Raw genomic sequence first — 22,432 nt, 5'->3', positions numbered from 1 at the left:
CGTCTTCAACTCATACGACGACATCGTCGACCACTGCTGTGACGCCTGGAACAAGCTCATCGATCAGCCCTGGAAAATCATGTCGATCGGACACAGGCAATGGGCACATAGGTCATGATCAACGGGATTTGGTATAAGTGCAATATAAGTGCGATTTGAGATACCAAACCCAAAGCAATTGATTTGCCATTGGATCGAGTGACGCTCGAAAAACTGAGATCTTCAGGCTCATAACCTGAAGGTCGCAGGTTCGAATCCTGCCCCCGCAACCAAATTTTGAATTTATACTTCAATAACTTAGCCCCGAACCGACGGGGCTATTTCGTTGCTTGGGCGTTGCCAGTCTGTGGCATGGAAAATGCCCAAATTGTTCGTATTCCGAACCATTACCGGCGATTCCGTGCGACGTCCATGCAACACGTCGGGGCACATTGTTCCATCCGTGTTCCACCGAATTCTGTTACGGCTTACCGGCTGACTCTTAATCCGCGGGTACGGGGTTCGAGCCCCGATCCTCCCCCTCGAATCTTTTCAATGAGTTAGAAGAAATATGATCGTCTTGCTGGCCTTCTGGGCAACCCGGAAGCGCAAAACCCTATGAGCGGCCCTGGCCGTGGCAGCGGCGCCACTGGTCATGAAGCATGAGGTTAAAACGGCACGCCCGCATCCAGCGCGCCACCTGGCCGCCTTACGCGGACGCCGTGCCGAGGCGCCCGACGTGGAGCTCGACCACTAGGCACCGATGCTGTGCGGGCCAATGCTGGATGCTTCATGTCCACTTCCAACCAGCCCCGCTGCCATGCATTGGCCGACGATGCTCTCGGACACCAGACGAAAGACTTTGTCCTCGCGGAAGCGGCCGTGCCGGCTGACCGAGAAGGTCGAGTGGTTGGGAACCTTGAGGGAATCGATGGCAAGGAGAAAGTGGCAGGAGAGGTGTGTCTGAAGGGCGAGAAAAATGACCAAATGGCCTTCCAAACGGAGGCCGCTCACCAAGATCAGGCCACCCGTTGACTGCAAGGGGGATGCAATTCCTTTGGCGGCGGGAAGGTGGTACGATTTCCAGGAATTTGGATGGCGCCTGAGAAATGTCGGATGAACGGGCGAGAGCAGGAATAGCGTCAGGAGACGACGATGACCCAACTACCGCCAAGCCGGGCCGGCGACGTCGCCCGCAAATATCCCGAGCTATGGGCCGCCTATAACGACCTCGGCAAGGCGGTGTCAGGCATCGGGCCACTGGACGCGCGCGCCCGCCGTCTCGTCAAGCTTGCGCTCGCCATCGGCGCGCGGTCCGAGGGTGCGACCCACTCTCACGCCCGGCAGGCGCTCGAAGAAGGCGAGTCGGCCGAGGCGCTACGCCAGGTTGCGCTGCTGGCGACCACCACCCTTGGCTTCCCAGCCGCCGTCGCCGGCCTGAGCTGGATCGAGGACGTGACCGAGGACAAATAGGCGTTTACGCCGAATCTTCGAGTCGCTCCTGAATGGCCATATCTCTCGGACGCATGGTGTGTCCACTTTAAGATCAGTGTCAGGCCTTCTAAGAAACAATAATCAGGGCTGATATTTGCGCCGTCGGACTGGATATGGCGCCTAGTGTCCGCGTACAGACCTCGACTCCGGAATCTAAGCTATCGGAGGCGACACATGGCAGCCTCAGGATTCCGATTTCTCGGAAACGACAGCCCGAAAGCAGGTCGCCGCGGTGGCAGATTTTCGCCAAAGGAAGTCCATTGCTGGGCCGCCCGCCTGACAGCCGCGACAAGCTCACTCTTCTCCACCGGCTTGACGACATAGTCGACTACGCCGTCCCTCATTAGGTCGACGGCAAGCTTCACGTCTGGATATCCGGTCAGCACGATGATCGGAATGCCGGCGTAGTTCTGCTGGAAATAGGCGATGGCCTCGATGCCGTTGATTTTCGGCATGCGGATATCACAAATGATCACGTTCATCTCCAGGATGTTCTCTCGGCCGAGGGTCTCGATGGCCTCTTCGCCGTTCGTCGCCTCGATAATCTCGAACGCGGTGCCTTCGAGTTGGAGTCGAATGGTCTTGCGAATCTCCGCCTCGTCATCGACGACGAGTATCTTGTTCTTCATCTCAACGCGTCCCTTCAGTGATGTCTCGGATCGGGAATTCGATGGTACAAAGCGTCCCTTGGCCGATTTCGCTCTCGAACGCGATAGTCCCCGCGTATTTCTTGACGATCTGCTGAACCACGAAGAGTCCAAGGCCTTCGCCCTCGTCCGGTTCTTTGGTGGTGAAAAACGGGTCATAAATCTTCGCCAGATTCGTCGCCGCGATACCGCGCCCTGTATCGCGGATACGCACAGAGACCAGGTCTCCCTCTTGCCGGCTTTTGATCTCCAGCGTGCCGCCTTGGTCGATGGCCTGGAGGCCGTTGCGAATAACGTTGAAGAAGGCCTGCTGGACCTCTTCCGATTTTGCCGCGATTTCCGGCACCGGTTCCAGCCACTGCTCTATCTCGATGTCGCTGTCCTGGAGCGAGAGCTGGGCTATCGACACCGCCTCCTGAATCGCCTTGTTGACATCGACCGGTCCCAGTCCGTGTGCGTCGGCGGGTCGGATATAGCCGGACAGGTTCTTGATGATCTCGGCGATGTGCTTGCAATAAGTAATTATGTCCTGGGCGTGCGACTGGGACCGGGAGAGGTCGCCGCCGTCCCGGATCGCCTCCGCCGCACCCAGAACGGCATAGAGGGGATTGTTGATCTCATGGCCGATGCCGCTGGCCAGGGTCCCGATCGCGGCCATCTTTTCGGCTTGGATGAGGGCTTGTTCGGCGCGCTCCTTGGCGGCGACGAGCTCGGCCTCGGCGCGCTTTCGTTCAGTGACGTCGTGCAACATCACCGTCAAAAGCGTCGCGTCGTCTATCCGCAGCTTGGATACCGAGGCCTCGGCCGGAAATTCGGAGCCGTCCGCACGCAGCCCGATGATTTCGCTACGCTCGGTCATCAGCCTGCTCTGCTCGCCCGATGTCAGGAAACGCCTGACATGTTCGCCGTGCGCCGAACGGAAACGGTCGGGCATCAGGATGTCGAGCGGCCGCCCCATCATGTCGGCGGCCCGGTAGCCGAAGAGCCTCTCGGCGCCGGGGTTGAAGACGCGGATCCGCGACTCCTCGTCCATCGCGATGATCGCGTCCGGGGCCACCGTCAACATGCCGGCCAAGCCGGCGTCATGGCCTTGCGGCACCGTTGTTGGCGCTTCCCGGATCCGCATCAGTTCGGCGATGAGCTCGGCTTTGCTCATCGCCGCGTAATCCGACTTGGTATCGGTTTGACTGGTCATCGCCCCGCCTTCGGTCCGGGCCTCAGGACGACTCGCCCGGCTGTGCCCGGGTCCTCTGGTCGTCCCTGGCGATGGTATCAAAGCGCCAGAGCCGGTGGTAGGCCTCTTGACGGCCCGGCAATGCAGCACGTTTCTGTTCACGGCTGGCGACGATATGCAGATGCGTCCTATTGTCACCTGGACGCCGTAACCGTTTGCGTTTATCTGCGGTATCGGAGCCTTGTCGTACATGGAACCACCCGTTCTCTTGACTTGTCTGCCGTAGGCGGACGATCCTGGTCAGAAGCTCAAGGAGGGACGATGGTTCGCACCGCCGACCTTGTAGAGTATTCTTCGGATGCGGCGTTCGCGGTCGACGCCGGAATGAGGGTCGTCGGCTGGAATACAGGTGCCGAGACGCTGCTCGGTTACGCCCCTGAAGAGACGATCGGCAAATACTGCGGCGATATCCTGCTTGGAGTCTTTCCCAGCGGCGAGCCGCTGTGCACGACCATGTGCGCGGGCCAGGCGTGTTTTCTGCGCGGCGACAAGTGGGCCGTCGAAACCTGCCGTTTCCGGCACAAGAATGGCGACATGGTCTCCGCCAGCATCAGCACCCTGGTGGTGCCGGCCGGGAAATTGGCGAACAACGACGGTGATGCGGTGGCCGTGGTGTTCCTCCGCGAATCGGGTCCAAAGCCAGTCGAGCAGGCTGCCTCGCACGTTCTGCGTATTTACACACTCGGCCATTTCTGCCTAACCATCGGCGGCAACGGTCTGATCGTCGACCAGTGGAAGCGCCGGCAGGCGGCGACCATATTGAAATGCCTAGTGACGAACCTCGGCCTGCCCGTCCACCGCGAGCGCCTGATCGAATGGCTGTGGCCCGACACCGACGGCGGTCGCGGATGGGAACGGCTGAAGGTGACCGTCAGCTACCTGCGCGGTCAGTTGCGCGCCGAGGGCGTGCCCGAGGATGCGATCCAAACCGTCGACAAGTCTTACTTGCTGCGGCGCGATGCGGTCTGGGTCGATGCCCACGCCTTCGAGCAACGGGTCACCGAAGGCCGTAAACTGGCCAACCAGGGACGCCCGGCGGAGGCATTGGCGTGTTTCGACGATGCGCGGCGGCTCTATCGCGGCGATTACCTGGAAACCGACCTCTATACCGACTGGTGCGCCGAGGAACGCGAACGGCTCCACGAAATCAACCTGGAAATGCTCGCCGGGCTGGCCCAAAGCCACAGTGAGCTGGGTGAATTCCTGGAGGCGTCGCAGGCATGCCGGACGGCGTTGTTCCGCGACCCCTGCCGCGAAAGCTTCCTGCAGTCCCTGCTCGAGAGCCTGGTGAGGCTGGGCCGGCCCGATTGGGCAGAGGCCCAGTTCAAGTCCTGGCGCCGCCGGCTCGGAGAGGATTTCGGTCTCGAACCCACGGCCGAGACATGGCGCGTCTACCGCGAACTGGTCTGTGCGGAAGGGGACGCCTGACCCCTTTCCTTCTTTCCGGCACGCCCGCCCGACATCGCGAATAGCGGCCCCAAATCGCCGACACAACGGGCCACCGGCGTGTCACCGGCGTGTTACCGCCCCGTGCTAGGCAGGGAATCACCAACCATTGAGGTGGTTACCGGCATGTCACCGGGGAGTTACCAATGCGTGTTATCTGGGCAGCAGAATCATCCGTGGCGATGGATGAGGACGGGAATTCGGTGGATTGGGGATGTCGATGCCAGGATGCCGCAGATCGTTCGTAGCACGCATTTGGCTGGAAGGAGAGCCGGAGAGCCAGCCGACCTGGCGTGGCCACATCCGCTACGTCCAGGGCGAGCAGGAGGCCTATTTCGAGAACCTGCGCGAAATGAAGGAATTCCTCGAACGAATCAGCGGCATTCCCTTGCCGTTGCCGGACGCCGATGCCGACGGACGACAATTGAAAAAAGGCCATTAGCGGATACCGGCCTTTAGGAGAGCGTTTCATGGAGACGATGGGGTCACTGGCGACGAATGCGACGGCGGTGCTCGCCGCATTCGTTGCCCTACGACCCGCAGGTCAGATTGGGAGGGATACATTCATGACCGCAAATCACAAAGGGGGGTTGTTGAAGGGGCTGGCGGTGGTCGGCGCGCTGACGATCTCCAGCACTTTCGTAACGTCCGCCGGGCTGTCCCCGTCGCTGGCATCAACGGCACGCCGATGCCGTCCTTCGTTCGCGCTCTCGACGACGATTCGCGCTGGTACCTGGCCAATTTCATCAAGTCGCTGCAGGTCACGCCGACCCAGCACCAGGCGCTGCAGGCCAAAGCCGTCGACGGCGCCCTGCCGACCGCCCCCGACGACCCGGCGTGGGAATCGGCCGAGCCCATGGACCTGCGCTTGGCGGGACAGGTCGTCGCGGCGCCGCGGTGGCAAAACCCGAGCATCGAGCTGGTTACCGTCCAGGCACTCTTCAACGACGAAGAGATCGCCTTCCGCCTGGCCTGGGACGACCCCTTCAGGGACGTGACCCATGACCCGGATGCGGCCTTCGATCCGATCGAGATCGGCCGCGTCGGCGCCTTGAATTCCTATGTCGAGGCGGTCGACATGGTGCCGCGGGCGCTCGAGACCTACCGCGACTCGGTCGCCCTGCAATTCCCGGTCAAGCTGCCGGAGGGGACGAAGAAGCCGCATTTCTACCGCGGCGATTCCTCGAATCCGGTGCATTTGTGGGTGTGGAAGGCCGATCTCGACGCCGAGGGCGACCGCGCGGTAGAGGAAGGCAACGCGCGCGGCTGGAAGCAGCCGATCAAGATCCAGGCCGAGGACAAGCAGCATGTCGCGTCGAGCGCGCAATGGGACCAGGGCCGCTGGACCATCGTCACGAGCCGGCCGCTCAGGACCGACGACAAGAACGACGTCCAGTTCGAGAAAGGTGTGTTCATCCCCATGGCCGCCAACGCCTGGGACGGCTCCAACGGCGAGCACGGGCTGATCATGAGCCTGTCGACCTGGTTCTACGTGTTCCTCGAGGCGTCGACGCCGATCACCGTCTACCTTTACGCGGTACTCGCCTTCGTCGTCGTCGGGGCGCTCGGGATCTGGCTCATGCGCAAGGTGGAGCACGAACAGAAAGAAGAGGAGGAAGCGACATGAGAGCGATAACGCATGCCGCCGTCGCGGCGGCATTCCTGGCCGCGGCAGCCGTGCCGGGGCAGGCCGATGCCGCTGCCGGCGACGAGGTCTTCGCGGCCAAGGGCTGCACCGACTGCCACTACACCGAAGGCCCGGCGCGGGAGAAGACGATCGACGACCAGCTCGCCAAGAAGGGGCCGGAGCTGTTCTACGCCGGCAGCAAGTTCCAGAAGGACTGGCTGGCCGCCTGGCTCGCCGAGCCGGTGCCAATCCGGCCGATGAAGTTCGGCTCGCTGACCGAAGAGAACCCGGGCGGCCATCCCAAGCTCGAAGGCGGGGACGTCGCCGCGGTCACCGACTTCCTGATGGGCCTGACCTCGGCTGACGTTGAGGCCGGCGTCGTCAAGCCGAAGAAGAACCCCAAAGGGCGGCAGATCTTCACCAAGAAGATGCCGTGCAGCGGCTGCCACCAATATACAGCGCGTAAGGCGATCGCCGGCGGGCGCAGCGGTCCCTCGCTGGTTGAGGCTGGCCTGCGCCTTAACCCGGACTGGATACTGGCCTATCTGCGCAAGCCGGACGTGTTCAAGCCGGTGAAGTCGATGCCGGTCTTCGTCGGCATCCTGAGCGACAAGGACATGGCCAATGTCGCCGCCTATATCGCCAGCTTCAAGCCGAAGAAGTAGCAGGGGAAGGAGATCGATGATGAAAACGCTAGGTATTCTCGCGACGGCAGCTACCCTTGCTTTTCTCGCCGGCGGCAGCACCGCGCCGGCGGCTGAGATCGAAAAGGTGTTCCAATTCTATTGTGCCCAGTGCCATGGCCTCGGCGGCAAGGGCGACGGCCCCAACGTGACCAAGGACTTTCCGGTCTCGCCGCGCAACTTCACCAACGCGGCGGAGATGAACAAGCTGACCGACGCCGACCTCAAGAACGTCATCCTTGACGGCGGTCCGGCTGTCAGCAAGTCGCCGATGATGCCGCCTTGGGGCAAGACGTTGACCGCCGAGCAGGTCGACGGCCTGGTTAAGCACGTGCGCGTGCTCTGCAACTGCAAGGGCAAGGAGGGCTAAGAACGAACCCCGGATTCAGAAGACGTAGAAATAGAGGATGAGGACGATGACGATCGCGTTGACGGCCATACCGATGAAGATAACTAGGTCGGCGATGCGCTTTTTTTGCGGCATGGCCGGGACAGTAGGCGATCGCTCCGTCGCTGTCCATCAACGGGGCGCGGGGGATAGGCGATGAACGACATACCCGCCGACGGCGAAAAATATCCATGGGCCGGCCCGGCGCTGTTCATCGTCGTCCTGATCGCCATCGTCTTCTTCTTCTGGTGGCTCTTATAGGGGGGGCCGGAACCATGCTTCTCAAGGGCTATCTGCTCCCCTTCGTCGCCGCGCTCATCCTCTGGGCGGTCCTGTTCCTTCTGCTCGACATGGCGGTAATGAACATGCAGGGCCTGAGCCTGGCCTTCCATCCGTGAACGCCAGCCGAAAGGGGCCCCAGGGATGATTCCGCGTCTGCTTCCACCACTCGCAACCGCCGCCCTGGTCGCGGTTGCCGCCACCGGCGTGCTCGCCTACGAGCCGGCGCCGCATCTGACCGCGGCCGACTACCCGACGGTGGCCGGGATCAACAGCCGGGTGGCGGTGTGGATCGTCGCCCAGATGCATCTGTGGCTTGCCGCCTTCGTCCTGGCGGTGCCGATCTTTGTCTTCATCATCGAGGCGATCGGCATGCGCACCCGCGACCGGCGCTATGACGACATGGCCTACGAGTTCATCAAGATCAGCATCACCGCCTACTCGCTGACCGCCATCATGGGCGGCCTGCTCGTCTTCTGCCTGGTGCTGTTCTATCCCGACCTGTTCGCTTATCTGGCGACGATCTTCAAGGACTCGATGTTCTATTACGCGCTCCTCTTCTTCGTCGAGAGCGCGGCCCTCTATCTCTACTATTACGGATGGCAATGGCTCCAGGGTGGGTTCAGGAAGTGGGTCCACCTGACCATCGGCCTGGTGCTCAATGCCGCCGGCACGACCTTGATGCTGCTCGCCAATTCCTGGCTCACCTTCATGATGAGCCCGGCCGGTGTCGATGCGGCGGGGGTGTTCAGCGGCGACGGCTGGGCCGCCATGCACAACTTCCTGTGGAACCCGATCAACATCCACCGTTTCATCGCCAATATCGCCTATGGCGGCTCGATTGTCGGCGCCTATGCCGCCTTCAAGTTCCTGACCGCGGCCGACGAGCGCGAACGCGCCCATTACGACTGGATGGGCTACAACGCCAACTTCATCGCCATCCTTTCGCTGCTGCCCTTGCCCTTCGCCGGCTATTACCTGGCCGCCGAGATCTATGCCTACAGCCAGCAGATGGGGATTACCCTGATGGGCGGCATCTTCGCCTGGCTGTTCATCATCCAGGCGGTGCTCATCGGCACCTTGTTCCTGTCGGCCAACTACTATCTGTGGTGCGGCATGGGGCGCAGCGACGGTGCCCGACGCTATTACAAGTACATCAAATATATCGCCATTGTCCTGGTCGCCGCGTTCCTGGTCTGGTTCACCCCCCATACCCTGGTCCTGACCAACGCCGAGCTGAAGGCGCTGGGCGGGCCGCACCACAAATATCTCGGGCCGCTCGGCATCATGCCGGCCAAGAACACGGCGGTGAACGTGATGATCCTGTTCACCGCGATCAGCTTCATGATCTATCGCCGTGCCAACAAGGTCGCTGTCGTGCCCTGGGTCAAGGCCGGCAACGCCGCGCAGATCGCGCTCTTTACCGCCGGCATCGTCAACATCATGATCCTCGGCGTCTATTACGGCTATTTCACCAATAACGTCTACAAGATCGCGGCCTCGGTTCCCCAGGTGCTGACAACCCTGGTCGTCATCGTCATCGGCATCGTCCTCGACGGGTTCATGTATAAGGGCGCGCGCGAGGTCGCCCCATTGCGCTGGGGCCGCATCCCCGGCCGTGCCCAATACGCCCTGTTTCTGCTCGCCGTCGCCTTTACCTGGCTGATGGGCCTGATGGGCTATATTCGCTCGGGCATCCGCCAGCACTGGCATGTCGTCGATATCATGCGCGACGCCTCGGTCGACGCCTTCACGCCGACCCTGGGTTACGCCGCCAATGTCGTTTCCGTCGCCGCGATCCTGTTCATGGCGGTCGTCATCTTCGTCTTCTGGCTTAGCCAGCTCGGCGCCACCAGGACGGCGCCGGCCGGCTATTGGAAGGGGTAGGCGGCGATGCGCTCTTTCCTGCTGGTCATCGTCTTCGCGCTGCTGATGATCGCCTTCTTCGCGGCCTATTCCAATTTCGGCATCCCGCAGATCGAACCCGCACCGCCGCCCGTGGATGAGGAGATCGACCTCGAGGCGATGACGATGGATCAGTTCGCCGCCCTCGGCGAGCGTATCTTCGTTGGCAAGGGAACCTGCACGCTTTGCCACAATGCGCTCGGCCGGGCGCCGATGCTCGACAGCGCCGCCGCGGTTGCTGCCGAACGCCTGGCTGATACCCGCTACGCGGGCGAGGCCGATGATGTCGAGGGCTATCTGCTGGAATCGTTGGTCGCGCCCTCGGCCTACGTCGTCGCCGGGTTCGGCAAGAAGGGGACCGACGACCGCGAGAGCCCGATGCCCGACGTATCGGCCGGCTCGATTCGCCTAAACGAGGCCGAGATCACGGCGGTGATCGCCTATCTCCAGGATCTCGGCGGCGCCGAGATCACGGTCGAGATCCCGAGCGGCGCCGAGGAGCCCGCCGAAGAGGAGGTTGCGGCGACGACGGTGGAAGCCGAGCCGCGCGCCGTCATCGACGACCCGCGCGCGCTGATCGCCGAATTTGCCTGCGACGCCTGCCACATGATCGACGGCGAGGGTGGCGACCTCGGCCCCGACCTCACTGGGATTGGCGGGCGGCGCGAGCGGCCCTATCTACGCCGCGCCATCCTCGACCCCGACGCCGACATCGCCGAGGGTTTCGAGGCCGAGATGATGCCCGCCGACATGGGCGAGCAGCTCTACGCCAAGGAACTGGAGGTCCTGGTCGACTTCCTGGGCGGGTTGAAGTGAGGACGCGGTGATGAGAATTCCACGCCTGCTCCAAGCTGTCCTGGTTATGGTCGGGGTCTATCTCGGCTTCATCGTCGGGTTCGATGTCGTCCTCGGTCAGGTCATTCCGTCGAGCCTGCTGACGATGTACATGTTCTTCGTCGCCGCCGGCGTCTTCATGACCTTCACCTACGACGACGAACGGACCCGCGAGTTGGTGGCGCCGATCAAGGCGCTGGTCGAGGACCCGTCGCGGCGCTGGCTGCGCAACCTGGTCTTCACCGTCGTGCCGCTGGCCGCCGGGGCCGCCACCTTCGTACAGATGCAGCCCAGCTTCGACGCGCCGGTGGAGCTGCGCTCGATCCACCCGGCGCCGCCGACGACGGCCAAGATCTTCGGCCGCCGGGTCAACCTGCTGGAAGTCGAGAACCCCTTCCGCACGCTCGAAAAGGACGACCCGGAAGGCTTCGCCGAAATGGTCGTCGAAGGCGCCGAAATCTACATCCGCAATTGCCAGTACTGTCACGGCGACAAGCTCGACGGCAGGGGACCTTACGCCGCCGGCCTCAACCCGACGCCGCTCGATTTCCAGGACGTCGGCACCATCGCCCAGTTGCAGGAGTCCTACCTGTTCTGGCGCATCGCCACCGGCGGGCCCGGCCTGCCCAAGGAAGCCGCGCCGTGGATTTCGTCGATGCCGGTATGGCAGGACTTCCTGACCGAGGACGAGATCTGGAAAGTGATCCTGTTCCTCTACGACTATACCGGCCACCGGCCGCGGTCGTGGGAGCACGGGTGATGGCCGCGCCGACCCGTCTGGGTGGATTTCCGGCGGTGCTCGCCGCCGTGCTGATGGTGGCCGCGCCAGCGGCGGCAACACCGGGCGACGCGGATCGGGGGGAGGAGATCTACGCCGCCCGCTGCCTGCAGTGCCACGGCGAGGACGGCGACGGCCTGAGCCCGGCGGAGGAGCGCCTGAACCCGCCGCCGAGGGACTTCACCAGCGGGGACTACAAGTTCAGGAGCACCGCTTTCGAAGACTTCGTACCCAACGACGACGATCTCATGCGGATGGTCCGCGACGGCATGAACGGGACCGCCATGCCGGGCTGGGGCGACATCCTGTCGGAGCAGGAGATGTGGGACGTGATCGCCTACATCAAGACCTTTGCCGGGCTAGAGGAGGAGCAGCCGAGCGCCCAGGTCGATTATGGGACGATGATCGAATCCTCGCCCGACAGCATCGCCAAGGGCCGCGACCTGTTCCTCGCCAGCGACCGCTGCAGCGAATGCCACGGCCGCGACGGCAAGGGCGACGCGGTCAAGCGGCTGAAGGACGACAACGGCGCGCGGACCTGGCCGCGAAACCTGACCAAGGGCTGGACCTTCCGCACCAGCAACGCGCCCAAAGACATCTTCACCCGCATCTCGGTCGGCATCCCAAGCACCCAAATGCCGTCCTTCGCCGACCCCAAGAGCAAGAAGAAGCTGAGCATCGAGGAGCGCTGGCATGTCGCCAACTACGTCGCCTCGCTGGCCGATTCCGAGCGGGTGGTGCGGGCCGACAACACGGTCATCAAGGCGGCCAAGGTCGATGGCGGCCTGCCGTCATCGCCCGACGATCCGGCCTGGACCGAGGGACCGCCAGCGACTTTCTTCCTGGTGCCGCAGATCGTCGCCGGCGAACGCTTCTTCACCCCGGCCAACGACTCGATTACCGTGCGCGCGCTTTACGACGACACCGCGATCGCGCTGCTCGTCGAGTGGGACGACCGGACCCAGAGCATCCCCGGCGACGCCAAGGCGGAGGCAATCGCGGAGGATGGGATGGGCGAGGACGCGGTCGCCATCCAATTTCCCGTGACCGTTCCGCAGGGCATGGAGAAGCCCTACTTCCTGATGGGTGATGCCACCCGGCCGGTGAACCTGTGGCAATGGAGCAGCGGCACGACGGACACGTCCGAGGGCGTCACCCTGGCCGATGCCCGTGGCATCAACGACCGGCGCGAACGGGACGCCTCCGCCAGCGGGTTGACCGCCACGGGCAGCTACCGGGACGGCACCTGGCGGGTCGCGATGACCCGTCCGCTGACCACCGACGCGATCGGCGACGATCTGCAGTTCTCCGAGGGCCGCTTCATCCCGATCGCGTTCTTCAATTGGGACGGCAGCAATGGTGAGACTGCGACCAAGCACACGATGACCACTTGGTACTGGCTGCTGCTGGCGCCGGCCGCCGGGTCGCGGCCGATCATCGCCGCCATCGTCGTCGCCCTGCTGATCCTGGGCGCCCTAATCCTGTGGGCGCGCGGCGCGGCGAAAAGGAGCGGATCATGAGTGCACCGGGACCGGAGCGGGGCGCCATATTGCGGCTGTTCGGCGTCGTCCTGCTGTTCCTCAGCGCGCTCGACTTCATGCTGTCCTGGCGCGCCGGTCTCGCCGTCGATTCCTTTTACATCTTCCTGTTTGGCGCCGGCGTGCTGTTCTACGCCCTCGGTGCCATCCGCCGCGAAGGCGGACCGCGGCGGCGCCCCGATCACCAACAGAGAAGCCTGTCATGACCTCATCACCCGCGATTTCGGCGGCGGCGGCCGACGACAGTGTCGACACAGCGCCGGTCTCGCTGGCGCGCATTCTGGTCGCCCTCGACGCCTCCGATCACGCCAACCGGGCGCTCGCGGAGGCGGTCCGCCTGACCAAGACAGTGGACGGCGAGATCACCGGCATCCATGCCTATGCGGCGATGCTCCACGACCGCCGCTTCAAGATGATGGAGGGCGGCCTGCCCGAGCGCTACCGCGAGGAAGAGGAGATGGGCTACCAGCGCGAGGTCCACGACGATCTCATTACGCGCGGCCTCGGCATTGTCAGCGACAGCTACCACGACGTCGGTCGGGCGGTCTGCGACGTCGCCGGGGTGGCGTTCCGCCGCCTCAGCCCGGAGGGCAAGAACTACCGCCGGATCGTCGAGGCGGCGCGAAGCGGCGACTTCGACGTCCTCGCCCTCGGCGCGGTCGGCCTCGGCGCCGTGCCGGGCGGCTTCGTCGGGACCGTCTGCGAGCGGGTGGTTCGGCGCTGCCCGATCGACTCCTTGGTTGTCCGCGACCCGGAAAGGGCGATCGGCGACGGGCCGGTCGTCGTCGGCATCGACGGCTCGCCGCAGTCCTACGGCGCGCTGATGACGGCCCTCGACATCGCCGCCCGGGTCGGCGCCGAGGTCCATGCGGTCGCCGCCTACGACCCCTATTACCACTACGTCGCCTTCAACAAGATCGCCGCCGTGCTCAGCGAGGAGGCGGGCAAGGTGTTCCGCTTCAAGGAGCAGGAGGCGCTCCACGAGGAACTGATCGACGACGGCATCGCCAAGATCTACCAGTCGCACCTCGATGTCTCGACGACCATCGCCGTCGGCCTCAACGTCGAGATCACAACCAAGCTGCTCGACGGCAAGCCCTATCGGGCGGTGCGCGATTACGTCGAGACAGTGGGCGCCAGTCTGCTCGTCCTCGGCAAGACCGGGGTCCATGCCGACGATGCACTCGACATCGGCGGCAATGCGGAGAACCTGCTCCGGCTGGCGCCCTGCCATGTCTGGCTGACGCAGACGACCTACACGCCGCCCCTTGATGTCATTGCCGAGGAGACGACGTCGTGGAGCGTCGAGGCCGAGGCCAAGATCAATCGGGCGCCGGAATTCGTCCGCGACATGGCGCGGAAGATGGTCCTACGCCACGCCCAGGCCAAGGGCCATACCTTCATCACCTCGGATATCGTCGATGAAGTGACGGCCCGGATGATGCCGGGGGGGGGCGGCGGCGCGGCCGACCCGGGCCGCACCCTGGATCTGAGCGCGGCGGCAGCGAAGCTGTTGGCGACGGTGCCCGACTCGAGCGTCGCCGATAACATTCGGCTGCGCGCCGTCAAGCGGGCACGCCGCGAGCGCGCGCCCGAGGTCCTGGCCAAGCATGTGCGGCCGTTCCTCGACGCCGCCGACGGCGACGCGCCGACGTGGAGCGCGGCGGCGCTGGCCCGGCTCGCCCGGGTGCCGGAGATCGTGCGCGGAACGGTCAGGGCCGAGATCGAGGACATGGCCCGCGAACGCGAGCTCGGCGAGGTCGCCCTCGACCTCGCCGAGGCGGGCATCGCCGAGATGCGCAAGGCAATGTGCCCGGTGCCGCCGGGCGGCGGATCGGGCACCGAAGAGAAGGCGGAGTGAGGCCCGCCATGACCGACCCGGCGCCCCCCTTCCTGGTTGCTCTCAACCTGACCCGACGGTGCAACCTGCGCTGCGCCCATTGCTACCTCGACGCCGGCACCCGCACCGACGGCGGCAGCGCCGAGCTGAGCACCGACGAGGTCCGCTCGCTGCTCGGCGACATCGCCGCGCTCAGCGACGAGACGATGGTCGTGTTCACCGGCGGCGAGCCGATGTTGCGCCGCGACCTGACCGCGCTCGTCGCCCATGCCGCCGACCTCGGCCTGATGGCGGTGGTCGGCACCAACGGCATGCTACTCGACGACGCGCGCGCCCAGGAGTTGCGCGCGGCCGGGTTGCAGGGCGTCGGGATCAGCGTCGATTCCCTCGACCCCGATCATCACGACGCCTTCCGCGGCCGGCCAGGGTCGTGGGCGCGGGCGATGGCGGCGATCGACGCCTGCCGGCGCAACGGCCTGCGCTTCCAGATCCATTTCTCGGTCAACGACGACAACGCCGACGAGCTCGACGACATGGTCGCGTTCGCCCGCGATTCCGGCGCCTTCGTCCTCAACGTCTTTTTCCTCGTCTGCACTGGACGCGGCCAGGAGGCGACCAACGTCTCCGTCGACACCCACGACCGGGTGCTGCGCCGCATCACCGAGATCGCGCGCGACGAGGAGGGCCTGATGGTGCGCGCCAAATGCGCGCCCCACTTCAAGCGCATGGCCTGGGAGCTCGACCCGACCTGGCCGATAACCGCGGCCCACGGTTACGAGGCCGGCGGCTGTCTGGCCGGGACCCGCTATTGCCGGGTCACGCCGGAAGGCGGGATCACCGCATGTCCTTATATAGAAGAGGAGGTCGGCTCCGTGCGCGAGACCGACTTCGCTGTGATCTGGCGCGACGCGCCTCAGTTTCAGGCCCTGCGCGCGCCGGTCCTGGAGGGCCGCTGTGGGGCCTGCGAATACGCCAAGGTCTGCGGCGGTTGCCGCGCCCGGCCGCTGGCCCGCGACGGCAATCTGATGGGCGAGGACTTCCTTTGCGGCTACCGCCCCGGCGGCGGCGCGGTGATCGAGCCCCTGAACGCGGTCGCCGGCTCGCTGCCGTGGACGCCCGAGGCCGAGGCGTGGCTCGCCCGGGCGCCGCCCTTCGTTCGCCGCTTCGTACGCCAGAAGGCAGAGGACCATGTCCGCGCCAACCACGGCAACGAGGTTACCGGGGAGGTGATGGCGGAACTGGCGCGGCGCCGCTTCGCCGGGGGCTCCTTCCCACCCGCCGCAATGGGCGGAGGGGGCGAGCGATGACGGCAAAGGTGGTCATCATCGGCGGCGGCGTCTCCGGGTTGGCCACCGCCTATGACCTCGAGCGCCGGGGCCACAGTGTGGTCGTCCTCGAACGCCAGCACGCGGCCGGCGGCAACGCCGTCTCCGAGCGCGTCGGCGGGTTCCTGATCGAACACGGGCCGAGCACGATGAACGCCGCCTTGCCCGCCGGCGCCGATTTCTCGGCGGAGCTCGAGCTTGACGGCGCCCGTTGCGACTTCGGCGCGGGCGTGCAGCGGCGTTATCTCGTCGGCCGCGGCAGGCTCCATGGGATCGCCACCGGACCCTTCGGTTTCCTGACCTCCGGCTACCTCTCCGCCGCCGCACGATTGCGCGTGATGGCGGAATTCGCCATTCCGGCCCGACGCGGCGGGCCGGAAGAATCGGTGATGGCCTTCTGCACCCGGCGCTTCGGTGGCGAATTCGCTCGCCGGGTCATCGATCCCCTGGTCGGCGGGCTCTATACCGGACGGGCGGCCGAGCTTTCGGTATCCACGGTGTTCCCGAAGCTGGTCGCGCTCGAACGCGACTACGGATCGATCTCGCGCGCCGTGTTCAGCCGCCGCCGTCAGGGCGGCACCATGCCCGGGAGCCGCCTGTTCTCCTGGCGAGGCGGGATGGCGTCCCTGCCCGACGCACTCGCTGGCCGTCTCGGCGCGGCGGTGCGGACCGGGGTCACGGTGCGGCGGATCATTCCCCGCGGCCGCGAGTTCCGGGTCGAGGCGGGCGCTGCCGGGGCGCTCGACGCCGACGCGGTCGTCATCGCCACCCAGCCCCATGTCGCGGCGCAATTACTGTTCCCCGCGGACCCGGTGGCGGCCAACGCCGCGGGCCGGATCCAGGCGCCACCGCTAGCCGTTGTCTTCCTCGGCTATGCCCGCCGCCAGGTCGACCACCCCCTCGATGGCCTCGGCTTCCTCATCCCCGAAATCGAAGGCCGCGACCTGCTCGGCGCCCAGTTCCCGTCGACCATGTTCCCCGGCCGCGCGCCGGCCGGTCATGTCGCCGTCGTCGGCTATATCGGCGGCGCCCGCGCACCCGACCTGGCGCGGCTGCCGGCCGCCGACCTGATCGCTCTGGCGCGTGCCGAGTTCCGCGATTTGATCGGCGCCCGCGGTGATCCGACCGTCGCCCGCGTCCGCCACTGGCCGGTCGGGATTCCTCAATACCGCCTCGGCCATGGCGCCCTGGTTAAGGACCTAAACGCCGTCTGCCAACGCCGGCCAGGTCTGTTCGTCACCGGAAACTACTTGGCCGGGCCGTCGGTCGCCGCCTGCTTGACGACCGCCCGAGAGACCGCCGCCAACGTCGGCGCCTATCTCGGCGCAACCAGGGATGACGTTCCTGCGGTCGTCCGGCGGAACGCGACCTAGCACGACACAAGGAGAAATTGTGGCCAAAGTGGAAAGCCTGTACCGGACCACGCTGGCGGAGATTCTCGAAAGTGGGCTGGAAAACATCGACGAGATCGAGGCCGTCGTCGCGACGGTGTTGTGGAAGGACGGCTGCGTCACCGCCGGCTGGTCGGCACTGTCAGACAAACCTGAACCGGCCCGCAAAGGGTGCCGGTCCGAGGCGCTCAGGCCGCCAGCAGACGCCATTCGGCCAGCGCAGCGGAGCGGTTCTTCTTGAAAATATCGCGGCGGTTGAGGTGACGGTCGAGATTGAAGTGATTGTGGATCGAGGCGTGAGCGGAGGCAAACTTCTGCAGGGTCTTGATGTCCCGGAACTTGGCCATCGCTCCCTCTCGTCGTCGCATCGGCCGGTGGGAGTTTTCCGCGCGGTCGTTGAGCCACCGACCACAGGTCTGATCGGCAGCAACGCCGATGATCCTCATCGCTGAGCGATATGACAGAAGACGATCCGTCACGATCGACTGGGGTCGACCGTAGCGTTTCATTGCGCGCTTCAGAAACGTAAGCGCAGCCTTGCGATCCCGTCGCTTCGTCGCAAAAACCTCGAGCACTTCGCCTTCCTGATCAACGGCCCGCCACAGGCAGTGGGTCTCGCCATTGATCCGCAGGAAGATTTCGTCGAGGTGCCACCGCCAATGCGAAAAGCACCGATGTCCGACGCGCCGCTTTCTGATCTCGGCGCCAAGTATTGGACCGAATCGGTTCCACCAAAACCGCACCGTCTCGTGACAAACGTCGATACCACGCTCGAACAGCAGGTCTTCGACCTGGCGTAGCGACAACGGATAGCGGATGTACATCATCACCGCGAGGCGGATCACCTGCGGCGACCTGTTGAAATAGCGGAAGGGGTTCTTCATCCGCCCAAGCTACGGACCGCCCGTCCCCGCCTCAAGCAGTCTTACTCTGACACTCCCCTCCCGATCGGCCGTCAGCCCTGCTACGCGGCACTTCGCGGCAGCAAATGGTTTCTTAATCAAGTTCGTGTTCAATACCTGCGGACGTCGAAACGTGGTTGGACGGTAGGCGATGCGACCCGCATTCATCGTGGCATTGGTGCTCGGCTTGACGATTGCTCAGCCGGGCCGTGGCGAGCTCCCTTCGATTGGTGTCCCGACCGATGTGGTGGGGCAAATGGCATGGTTCGCCGAGAAGACAGACCTGCGTCTACCGACCGCGGTCAAGGTCTCGGCCGATCACTCGTTCTGCGGCCAAAGCGGCGCCCGCCGCGGCAAACAGATCGCAGCCTGTTTCGATCCCCAAACCTGGACCATCTATGTCGATCCCTCGCGGTGCAATGGCGCGCCGTTGACCCAGTTTCTATGCGTGTCGGAACGAAGGTTCCATGAGGCGGCCCATGCGGTCTGCGTGTTCAATCCCGGCCGCTGCCGCGGCGACGTCGGTCACGTCGATATCGATTTCTGGACCAAGCTGTATCGCATCGAGCTTCGCGACGCGCTGGAAGAGGCGTGGTGGCGCGAGCTCAAATCCTAATCCGCTAGCCGGACCCCGAAATCTCGGTCCCAGGTTCGACCGGGCCGCGCCGGTGGCTGACAACATGGCCATCCGCCATCCGGTTCCGCTAGTCTAAGCGCCATGTCGCCGGTATTTCATTGCCGCGCCCGCGCGGTCCTCCCGGGTCTTGCTATCGCCGTTGCCACTTGGGCTGGCGCCGCGGCGGCCGAAACCTCCTGTCGCGCGCCCGATCCGGTTTGCGCCGCTCGGTTGGCGGTGTTCGCGGTCACGGCCTTCGATCCGCTCGGTTCGGCGGTTCGCATCGGCGAGGACTTGCTGGTCACCAGCCGCCATGTCGTCGCCGATCGTGAGACCGCCGTGATCACGACGCCCGATGGCGGCATTCTCGAGGGGAAGGTCGTTCCCAGCGCCTATGGCGGAGACTTGGCGCTATTGCGTGCCGATGGCCTCGGTCCCGGGCCCACCCTAGTGCCCGCCGCGCCGGATACCGACAGTTACGTGTTTGCGGTCGGCGCCGATGTGGCGAACCGCAAGGTTCGAGTCTATGCGCCGGGCCGGATCGTGAATTTGCCGGCAAGCGGCTATCCGCTGGCGCGGCTTCATCACGATGCCTACAGCCAGCCGGGAAACAGCGGCGGTGCGCTGGTCGACCGTGACGGGCGGCTGGTGGCGATCGTGGTGTCGGGAGGCGAGGGTCGAAACGAGGCCATTCCGGCGGCCGCGATTGCCGATTTAACGGCATCGACCGGTCCCCAATATGCGGACCACCAGGCCGCGCTGGGCGCCGCCTACCGTGCCTGTTTCGAACTCCTCGACCCGCGGTTGGGCCGCCCCGGGGACCTCGACGATGCGACCGCGGCGGCCATCGCCGATCGCTGTCGGGCTACCGGAAACCGCCAATTCATGGACTTGGCGGGCCAGGTCCTCGGCGTCGGCCGCCGGCTTCAAGCCTCGGTGGCAATACTCGAGCATGCCCTGTCCCTCGACCCACATGCCTTCAACACCCGGCTCAGTCTTCTGGTGTCCTTGCACTTCGCCGGACGCTACGCCGACGAACTGGTCCACATCGATCCCCTGATCGCGGCGGCATCCGACGATGCCCAGGTCCTGCGGTTTGCGATTCAGGCCGGCAAATGGGGCGGCGATCGAGACCTGGCCGAGGCGGCCTATCGTTTGCTCGAAACGCATCACGCCGAGATGGCGCCGGCCGCCCGGCGATTCCTCGACAGCGACGCCCCGCCGCCGCGCCTGACCCCGCAATAAACGCAGGTCGAACCCCGTCATTCGTCGTCGGCGGGATTGGCGATCCAACCGAAGCGCGTCACCGCGGGCCGCTGATAGGGCGACCGATTGGCGCGGGCTAGGATCGCGGCCTTGAGCTCGGGCGCGCGCCAAGACGGGTTTTCGGCCAGCAGCCGCGCCGCGAGGGCGGCGACGCGGGGCACGGCGAAGCTCGACCCCGATGCCTTGCGCCTGGCGCCGCGATGGTCGATGGCCTCGACCTGCTCCGCCGGCACCATGAAATCGACCCGGTCGACGCCCCAGTTGGAGCCGGGCGCCAGCTTTCCGAACGGCGTCGACGATGTCACGACGAGGGCGTTGTCGAGGCCGGCCGCCGCCGGATAGCGCGGCGACCGGGCGAGGTCTTGGCCTTCGTTGCCGGCCGCCATGATAAACAGCATGTGGGGCCGGCTGCCGGCGGCATCGACGAAGGCGGACCACTCCTCGGGGTTCGTGCTGCTCATCGGGACCGTTACGATGAGCGCCCCGGCGCGGTCGGCGGCGGCGATCAAATCGGCCATGCGGTCCATGCGCGGCCGCGGATACCGGAACGGCAGGAGCCTGACGTCCGGCCCCTCGCGCAGCAACACGCTCGCCACCGCGGTGCCGTGATGAAGCGGAAAGAAGGCGCCGCCGCGGCCGTCGATATCGTAGGGACGGTCGTCGTCATCCCAGTAATCGTAGCCGAGGATGCGTCCGGCCGTGTCGCGCGCGAGACGGTCGGCGACGAAGGGGAGGGTGTAGTTGACGCCGCTATCGATCAGCGCAACCGTGACCCCGTCCGGGTCCGGGCCCGGCGGCGGCGGCGGGTTGAGCGGCTCGTCGTAAAGCACCGCTTGCAAGCCGGGATCGAGATGTTCGAGACGAGCGGGCCGGTCGCTGTCGTCATAGACCAGACGACGGCCATCGACATTCGTGCAATCGGCGCTGGCGGCAACCTGCAGCACCGGGCGCATCTTTCCGTCGCTAACCGGTTCGTCGTAGGTGATTGTGAAACGCCGCACCTGCCCGCGGACAAGGCGGCGGTCGACGACGATGCGTCCGCCGCGGTCGATGTCGAGCGCAACGGATTCGCGGCCGAATGCGTGCGGGCTGGGGATGACCGAACCGGCCGTGCTCGGAACCGCGTCCTGGATGGCCGTGGCGACCGCTTCGAGGCCGGCCTCCGGCGCCACGCACATCGCCTCTAGGACATCCCTCATCAAATCCGCGGGCGCGGGGTTGGCGGCCGCGAGGCCGGTACCGGCGGCGGCGACAAACGGCGCCAAACCGGCAACCGTGATTCTATGGATCCAGGATGAAGGTCGCATCGAAGAGTTCGCCGTCGCGAATCAGCGAAACCGTTATGGCCTGTCCCGGCCGATTGAGGTGGAACGCCGATAGGATATCGGATTCGGTGCGGATCTTGCGCCGGTCGATAGCGGTGATGATATCCCCGGACCGGATGCCGGCCCCGGCCGCCGCGCTGTTCTCGCTGACGCCGATGACGCGGACGCCCGAAAATTGTCCGCGCGCCGCCTCATCGAGGGGCGCGACGCGAACCCCCGGACGGCCCCGCACCACTTTCCCGTAGGCGATCAGATCCTGCGCCACGCGATCGAGCAGTCGCGCCGAAACGGCGAAGTTGACCCCGATGTCGGCATCCGACTGGCGGGTGAAAATGGCCGAGAGCATGCCGACCAGGCGACCCTCCATGTCCACCAGGGCGCCCCCGGATGCGCCGGGATTGACCGTCGCGTCGGTCTGAATGAAATCCTCGATGATATTGAAGCCGGTTCCGGCGCGATTGACAGCCGACACGACCCCGCAGGTGACCGAAAGATCGAGGCCGAACTGGTTGGCGATCGCACATACCGGTTCGCCGAGGGCCGGCGGCAGGGCGCGCTCGAAGACCGGTGCATCGAGATCGATCTTGAGCACGGCGATATCCGTCGCCGGGTCGCTGGCAATCGCGGTGGCGGCCAGGACTAGGCCGTTGGATAGCCGCACCTGGATGTCGGTTGCCCGATCGACGACGTGGGCCGCGGTTGCGATATAGCCGCCGGCCTCGATTACGATTCCGCTGCCCTCGGGCGCATCGGCCATCGGGTCGCCGGTGCCGCCCCGCGCGTGCCCCGGCCACAGCGGTAGGACGCTGACCACGCTGTCCAGGCTTTCCGGCGGCAACGCCCACGCCCCAGACGTCGCCGCGGAGATGGCGAAGACCGCCACGGCACGGATCGATAATGCTCGGCGTCGTTTGGACGGGACGGGCGTCTTGCGC

23 protein-coding genes and 1 pseudogene are annotated in these 22,432 nt (G+C 65.2%); 18 read left to right on the top strand and 6 right to left on the bottom strand.

What is annotated here, in order from left to right; all coding sequences use genetic code 11:
- The coding region (locus tag GY791_13595; protein MCP4329458.1) for an IS630 family transposase at positions 1–118 on the top strand (118 nt) is incomplete at its 5' end.
- A 614-nt stretch (positions 119–732) separates the two neighbouring features.
- Here GY791_13595 and GY791_13590 read toward each other — a convergent pair.
- Positions 733–1,020 (bottom strand): hypothetical protein, encoded by a 288-nt coding sequence (locus tag GY791_13590; GenBank protein ID MCP4329457.1) that lies wholly within the window; start codon positions 1,018–1,020, stop codon positions 733–735.
- Positions 1,021–1,088: 68 nt separating this feature from the next.
- Here GY791_13590 and GY791_13585 point away from each other — a divergent pair.
- Positions 1,089–1,452, top strand: a pseudogene (locus tag GY791_13585) (carboxymuconolactone decarboxylase family protein).
- A 179-nt stretch (positions 1,453–1,631) separates the two neighbouring features.
- Here GY791_13585 and GY791_13580 read toward each other — a convergent pair.
- Both GY791_13580 and GY791_13575 read right to left on the bottom strand, forming a co-directional pair.
- Complete coding sequence (locus tag GY791_13580) at positions 1,632–2,102, bottom strand: response regulator (protein ID MCP4329456.1); 471 nt, start codon at positions 2,100–2,102, stop codon at positions 1,632–1,634.
- A 1-nt stretch (position 2,103) separates the two neighbouring features.
- Positions 2,104–3,315, bottom strand: coding sequence for a PAS domain S-box protein (locus GY791_13575; GenBank protein ID MCP4329455.1), 1,212 nt, complete (start codon positions 3,313–3,315; stop codon positions 2,104–2,106).
- A 300-nt stretch (positions 3,316–3,615) separates the two neighbouring features.
- Between GY791_13575 and GY791_13570 the strand changes: the two genes are divergently transcribed.
- The 14 genes from GY791_13570 (at position 3,616) to GY791_13505 (ending at position 17,629) form a co-directional block, all read left to right on the top strand.
- The gene (locus GY791_13570) at positions 3,616–4,782 is read left to right on the top strand and encodes a PAS domain S-box protein (GenBank protein ID MCP4329454.1); all 1,167 of its coding nucleotides are present in this window, start codon (positions 3,616–3,618) and stop codon (positions 4,780–4,782) included.
- A gap of 232 nt (positions 4,783–5,014) precedes the next feature.
- Positions 5,015–5,242 carry a hypothetical protein gene (locus GY791_13565; protein ID MCP4329453.1) on the top strand — a complete coding sequence of 76 codons (228 nt, stop codon included), beginning with the start codon at positions 5,015–5,017 and terminating at the stop codon, positions 5,240–5,242.
- A gap of 246 nt (positions 5,243–5,488) precedes the next feature.
- The gene (locus GY791_13560) at positions 5,489–6,427 is read left to right on the top strand and encodes a hypothetical protein (GenBank protein MCP4329452.1); all 939 of its coding nucleotides are present in this window, start codon (positions 5,489–5,491) and stop codon (positions 6,425–6,427) included.
- Positions 6,424–7,092 carry a c-type cytochrome gene (locus GY791_13555; GenBank protein ID MCP4329451.1) on the top strand — a complete coding sequence of 223 codons (669 nt, stop codon included), beginning with the start codon at positions 6,424–6,426 and terminating at the stop codon, positions 7,090–7,092. The genes GY791_13560 and GY791_13555 overlap by 4 nt, the downstream gene beginning before the upstream one ends.
- A 16-nt stretch (positions 7,093–7,108) precedes the next feature.
- On the top strand, positions 7,109–7,480 hold the full coding sequence (locus GY791_13550) for a cytochrome c (protein ID MCP4329450.1): 372 nt from the start codon (positions 7,109–7,111) through the stop codon (positions 7,478–7,480).
- A gap of 441 nt (positions 7,481–7,921) precedes the next feature.
- Positions 7,922–9,664 carry a cytochrome ubiquinol oxidase subunit I gene (locus GY791_13545; GenBank protein ID MCP4329449.1) on the top strand — a complete coding sequence of 581 codons (1,743 nt, stop codon included), beginning with the start codon at positions 7,922–7,924 and terminating at the stop codon, positions 9,662–9,664.
- Positions 9,665–9,670: 6 nt separating this feature from the next.
- Complete coding sequence (locus GY791_13540) at positions 9,671–10,498, top strand: c-type cytochrome (GenBank protein MCP4329448.1); 828 nt, start codon at positions 9,671–9,673, stop codon at positions 10,496–10,498.
- A gap of 10 nt (positions 10,499–10,508) precedes the next feature.
- Positions 10,509–11,276: a cytochrome c gene (locus GY791_13535; protein MCP4329447.1), complete on the top strand. Its 768-nt coding sequence runs from the start codon at positions 10,509–10,511 to the stop codon at positions 11,274–11,276.
- Entirely contained in the window at positions 11,276–12,814 is a 1,539-nt protein-coding gene (locus GY791_13530; protein ID MCP4329446.1) for a c-type cytochrome, read from the top strand. Before GY791_13535 ends, GY791_13530 begins: the two co-directional genes overlap by 1 nt.
- Complete coding sequence (locus tag GY791_13525; GenBank protein MCP4329445.1) at positions 12,811–13,038, top strand: hypothetical protein; 228 nt, start codon at positions 12,811–12,813, stop codon at positions 13,036–13,038. Before GY791_13530 ends, GY791_13525 begins: the two co-directional genes overlap by 4 nt.
- Complete coding sequence (locus GY791_13520; protein MCP4329444.1) at positions 13,035–14,693, top strand: universal stress protein; 1,659 nt, start codon at positions 13,035–13,037, stop codon at positions 14,691–14,693. The genes GY791_13525 and GY791_13520 overlap by 4 nt, the downstream gene beginning before the upstream one ends.
- A gap of 8 nt (positions 14,694–14,701) precedes the next feature.
- Complete coding sequence (locus GY791_13515; GenBank protein MCP4329443.1) at positions 14,702–15,979, top strand: radical SAM protein; 1,278 nt, start codon at positions 14,702–14,704, stop codon at positions 15,977–15,979.
- On the top strand, positions 15,976–17,370 hold the full coding sequence (gene hemG, locus GY791_13510; GenBank protein ID MCP4329442.1) for a protoporphyrinogen oxidase: 1,395 nt from the start codon (positions 15,976–15,978) through the stop codon (positions 17,368–17,370). The genes GY791_13515 and hemG overlap by 4 nt, the downstream gene beginning before the upstream one ends.
- 19 nt (positions 17,371–17,389) lie before the next feature.
- Positions 17,390–17,629 (top strand): hypothetical protein, encoded by a 240-nt coding sequence (locus GY791_13505; GenBank protein ID MCP4329441.1) that lies wholly within the window; start codon positions 17,390–17,392, stop codon positions 17,627–17,629.
- Here GY791_13505 and GY791_13500 read toward each other — a convergent pair.
- Entirely contained in the window at positions 17,577–18,272 is a 696-nt protein-coding gene (locus GY791_13500) for an IS6 family transposase (GenBank protein ID MCP4329440.1), read from the bottom strand. The two genes, GY791_13505 and GY791_13500, sit on opposite strands and share 53 nt — an antisense overlap.
- Positions 18,273–18,441: 169 nt before the next feature.
- Here GY791_13500 and GY791_13495 point away from each other — a divergent pair, with 169 nt between their 5' ends.
- A complete protein-coding gene (locus tag GY791_13495; GenBank protein ID MCP4329439.1) occupies positions 18,442–18,906 on the top strand; it encodes a hypothetical protein in 465 nt (154 codons plus the stop codon).
- Between the two features lie 102 nt (positions 18,907–19,008).
- Positions 19,009–20,151 carry a hypothetical protein gene (locus GY791_13490; protein ID MCP4329438.1) on the top strand — a complete coding sequence of 381 codons (1,143 nt, stop codon included), beginning with the start codon at positions 19,009–19,011 and terminating at the stop codon, positions 20,149–20,151.
- Between the two features lie 17 nt (positions 20,152–20,168).
- On the opposite strand, the gene GY791_13485 is transcribed toward GY791_13490, so the two are convergent.
- Positions 20,169–21,479, bottom strand: a complete 1,311-nt coding sequence (locus GY791_13485; GenBank protein ID MCP4329437.1) for a S8 family serine peptidase — start codon at positions 21,477–21,479, stop codon at positions 20,169–20,171.
- Positions 21,454–22,380 carry a PDZ domain-containing protein gene (locus tag GY791_13480; protein ID MCP4329436.1) on the bottom strand — a complete coding sequence of 309 codons (927 nt, stop codon included), beginning with the start codon at positions 22,378–22,380 and terminating at the stop codon, positions 21,454–21,456. Before GY791_13480 ends, GY791_13485 begins: the two co-directional genes overlap by 26 nt.
- Between the last annotated feature and the right edge of the window lie 52 nt (positions 22,381–22,432).

This window comes from Alphaproteobacteria bacterium (assembly GCA_024244705.1).
In the GTDB taxonomy this organism is placed as follows: Bacteria; Pseudomonadota; Alphaproteobacteria; order JAAEOK01; family JAAEOK01; genus JAAEOK01.
This window is presented reverse-complemented; position numbering and strand designations above follow the sequence as displayed.

Bases quoted from the DNA above. Each gene is read 5' to 3' on its own strand.
- GY791_13530 (MCP4329446.1), top strand. From the start codon at position 11,276: ATGGCCGCGCCGACCCGTCTGGGTGGATTTCCGGCGGTGCTCGCCGCC.
- GY791_13555 (MCP4329451.1), top strand. From the start codon at position 6,424: ATGAGAGCGATAACGCATGCCGCCGTCGCGGCGGCATTCCTGGCCGCG.
- GY791_13575 (MCP4329455.1), bottom strand. From the start codon at position 3,315: ATGACCAGTCAAACCGATACCAAGTCGGATTACGCGGCGATGAGCAAA.
- GY791_13485 (MCP4329437.1), bottom strand. From the start codon at position 21,479: ATGCGACCTTCATCCTGGATCCATAGAATCACGGTTGCCGGTTTGGCG.
- GY791_13560 (MCP4329452.1), top strand. From the start codon at position 5,489: ATGCCGTCCTTCGTTCGCGCTCTCGACGACGATTCGCGCTGGTACCTG.
- GY791_13520 (MCP4329444.1), top strand. From the start codon at position 13,035: ATGACCTCATCACCCGCGATTTCGGCGGCGGCGGCCGACGACAGTGTC.
- GY791_13515 (MCP4329443.1), top strand. From the start codon at position 14,702: ATGACCGACCCGGCGCCCCCCTTCCTGGTTGCTCTCAACCTGACCCGA.
- GY791_13495 (MCP4329439.1), top strand. From the start codon at position 18,442: ATGCGACCCGCATTCATCGTGGCATTGGTGCTCGGCTTGACGATTGCT.
- GY791_13500 (MCP4329440.1), bottom strand. From the start codon at position 18,272: ATGAAGAACCCCTTCCGCTATTTCAACAGGTCGCCGCAGGTGATCCGC.
- GY791_13580 (MCP4329456.1), bottom strand. From the start codon at position 2,102: ATGAAGAACAAGATACTCGTCGTCGATGACGAGGCGGAGATTCGCAAG.
- GY791_13535 (MCP4329447.1), top strand. From the start codon at position 10,509: ATGAGAATTCCACGCCTGCTCCAAGCTGTCCTGGTTATGGTCGGGGTC.
- GY791_13550 (MCP4329450.1), top strand. From the start codon at position 7,109: ATGATGAAAACGCTAGGTATTCTCGCGACGGCAGCTACCCTTGCTTTT.
- GY791_13565 (MCP4329453.1), top strand. From the start codon at position 5,015: ATGTCGATGCCAGGATGCCGCAGATCGTTCGTAGCACGCATTTGGCTG.
- hemG (MCP4329442.1), top strand. From the start codon at position 15,976: ATGACGGCAAAGGTGGTCATCATCGGCGGCGGCGTCTCCGGGTTGGCC.
- GY791_13545 (MCP4329449.1), top strand. From the start codon at position 7,922: ATGATTCCGCGTCTGCTTCCACCACTCGCAACCGCCGCCCTGGTCGCG.
- GY791_13540 (MCP4329448.1), top strand. From the start codon at position 9,671: ATGCGCTCTTTCCTGCTGGTCATCGTCTTCGCGCTGCTGATGATCGCC.
- GY791_13490 (MCP4329438.1), top strand. From the start codon at position 19,009: ATGTCGCCGGTATTTCATTGCCGCGCCCGCGCGGTCCTCCCGGGTCTT.
- GY791_13525 (MCP4329445.1), top strand. From the start codon at position 12,811: ATGAGTGCACCGGGACCGGAGCGGGGCGCCATATTGCGGCTGTTCGGC.
- GY791_13570 (MCP4329454.1), top strand. From the start codon at position 3,616: ATGGTTCGCACCGCCGACCTTGTAGAGTATTCTTCGGATGCGGCGTTC.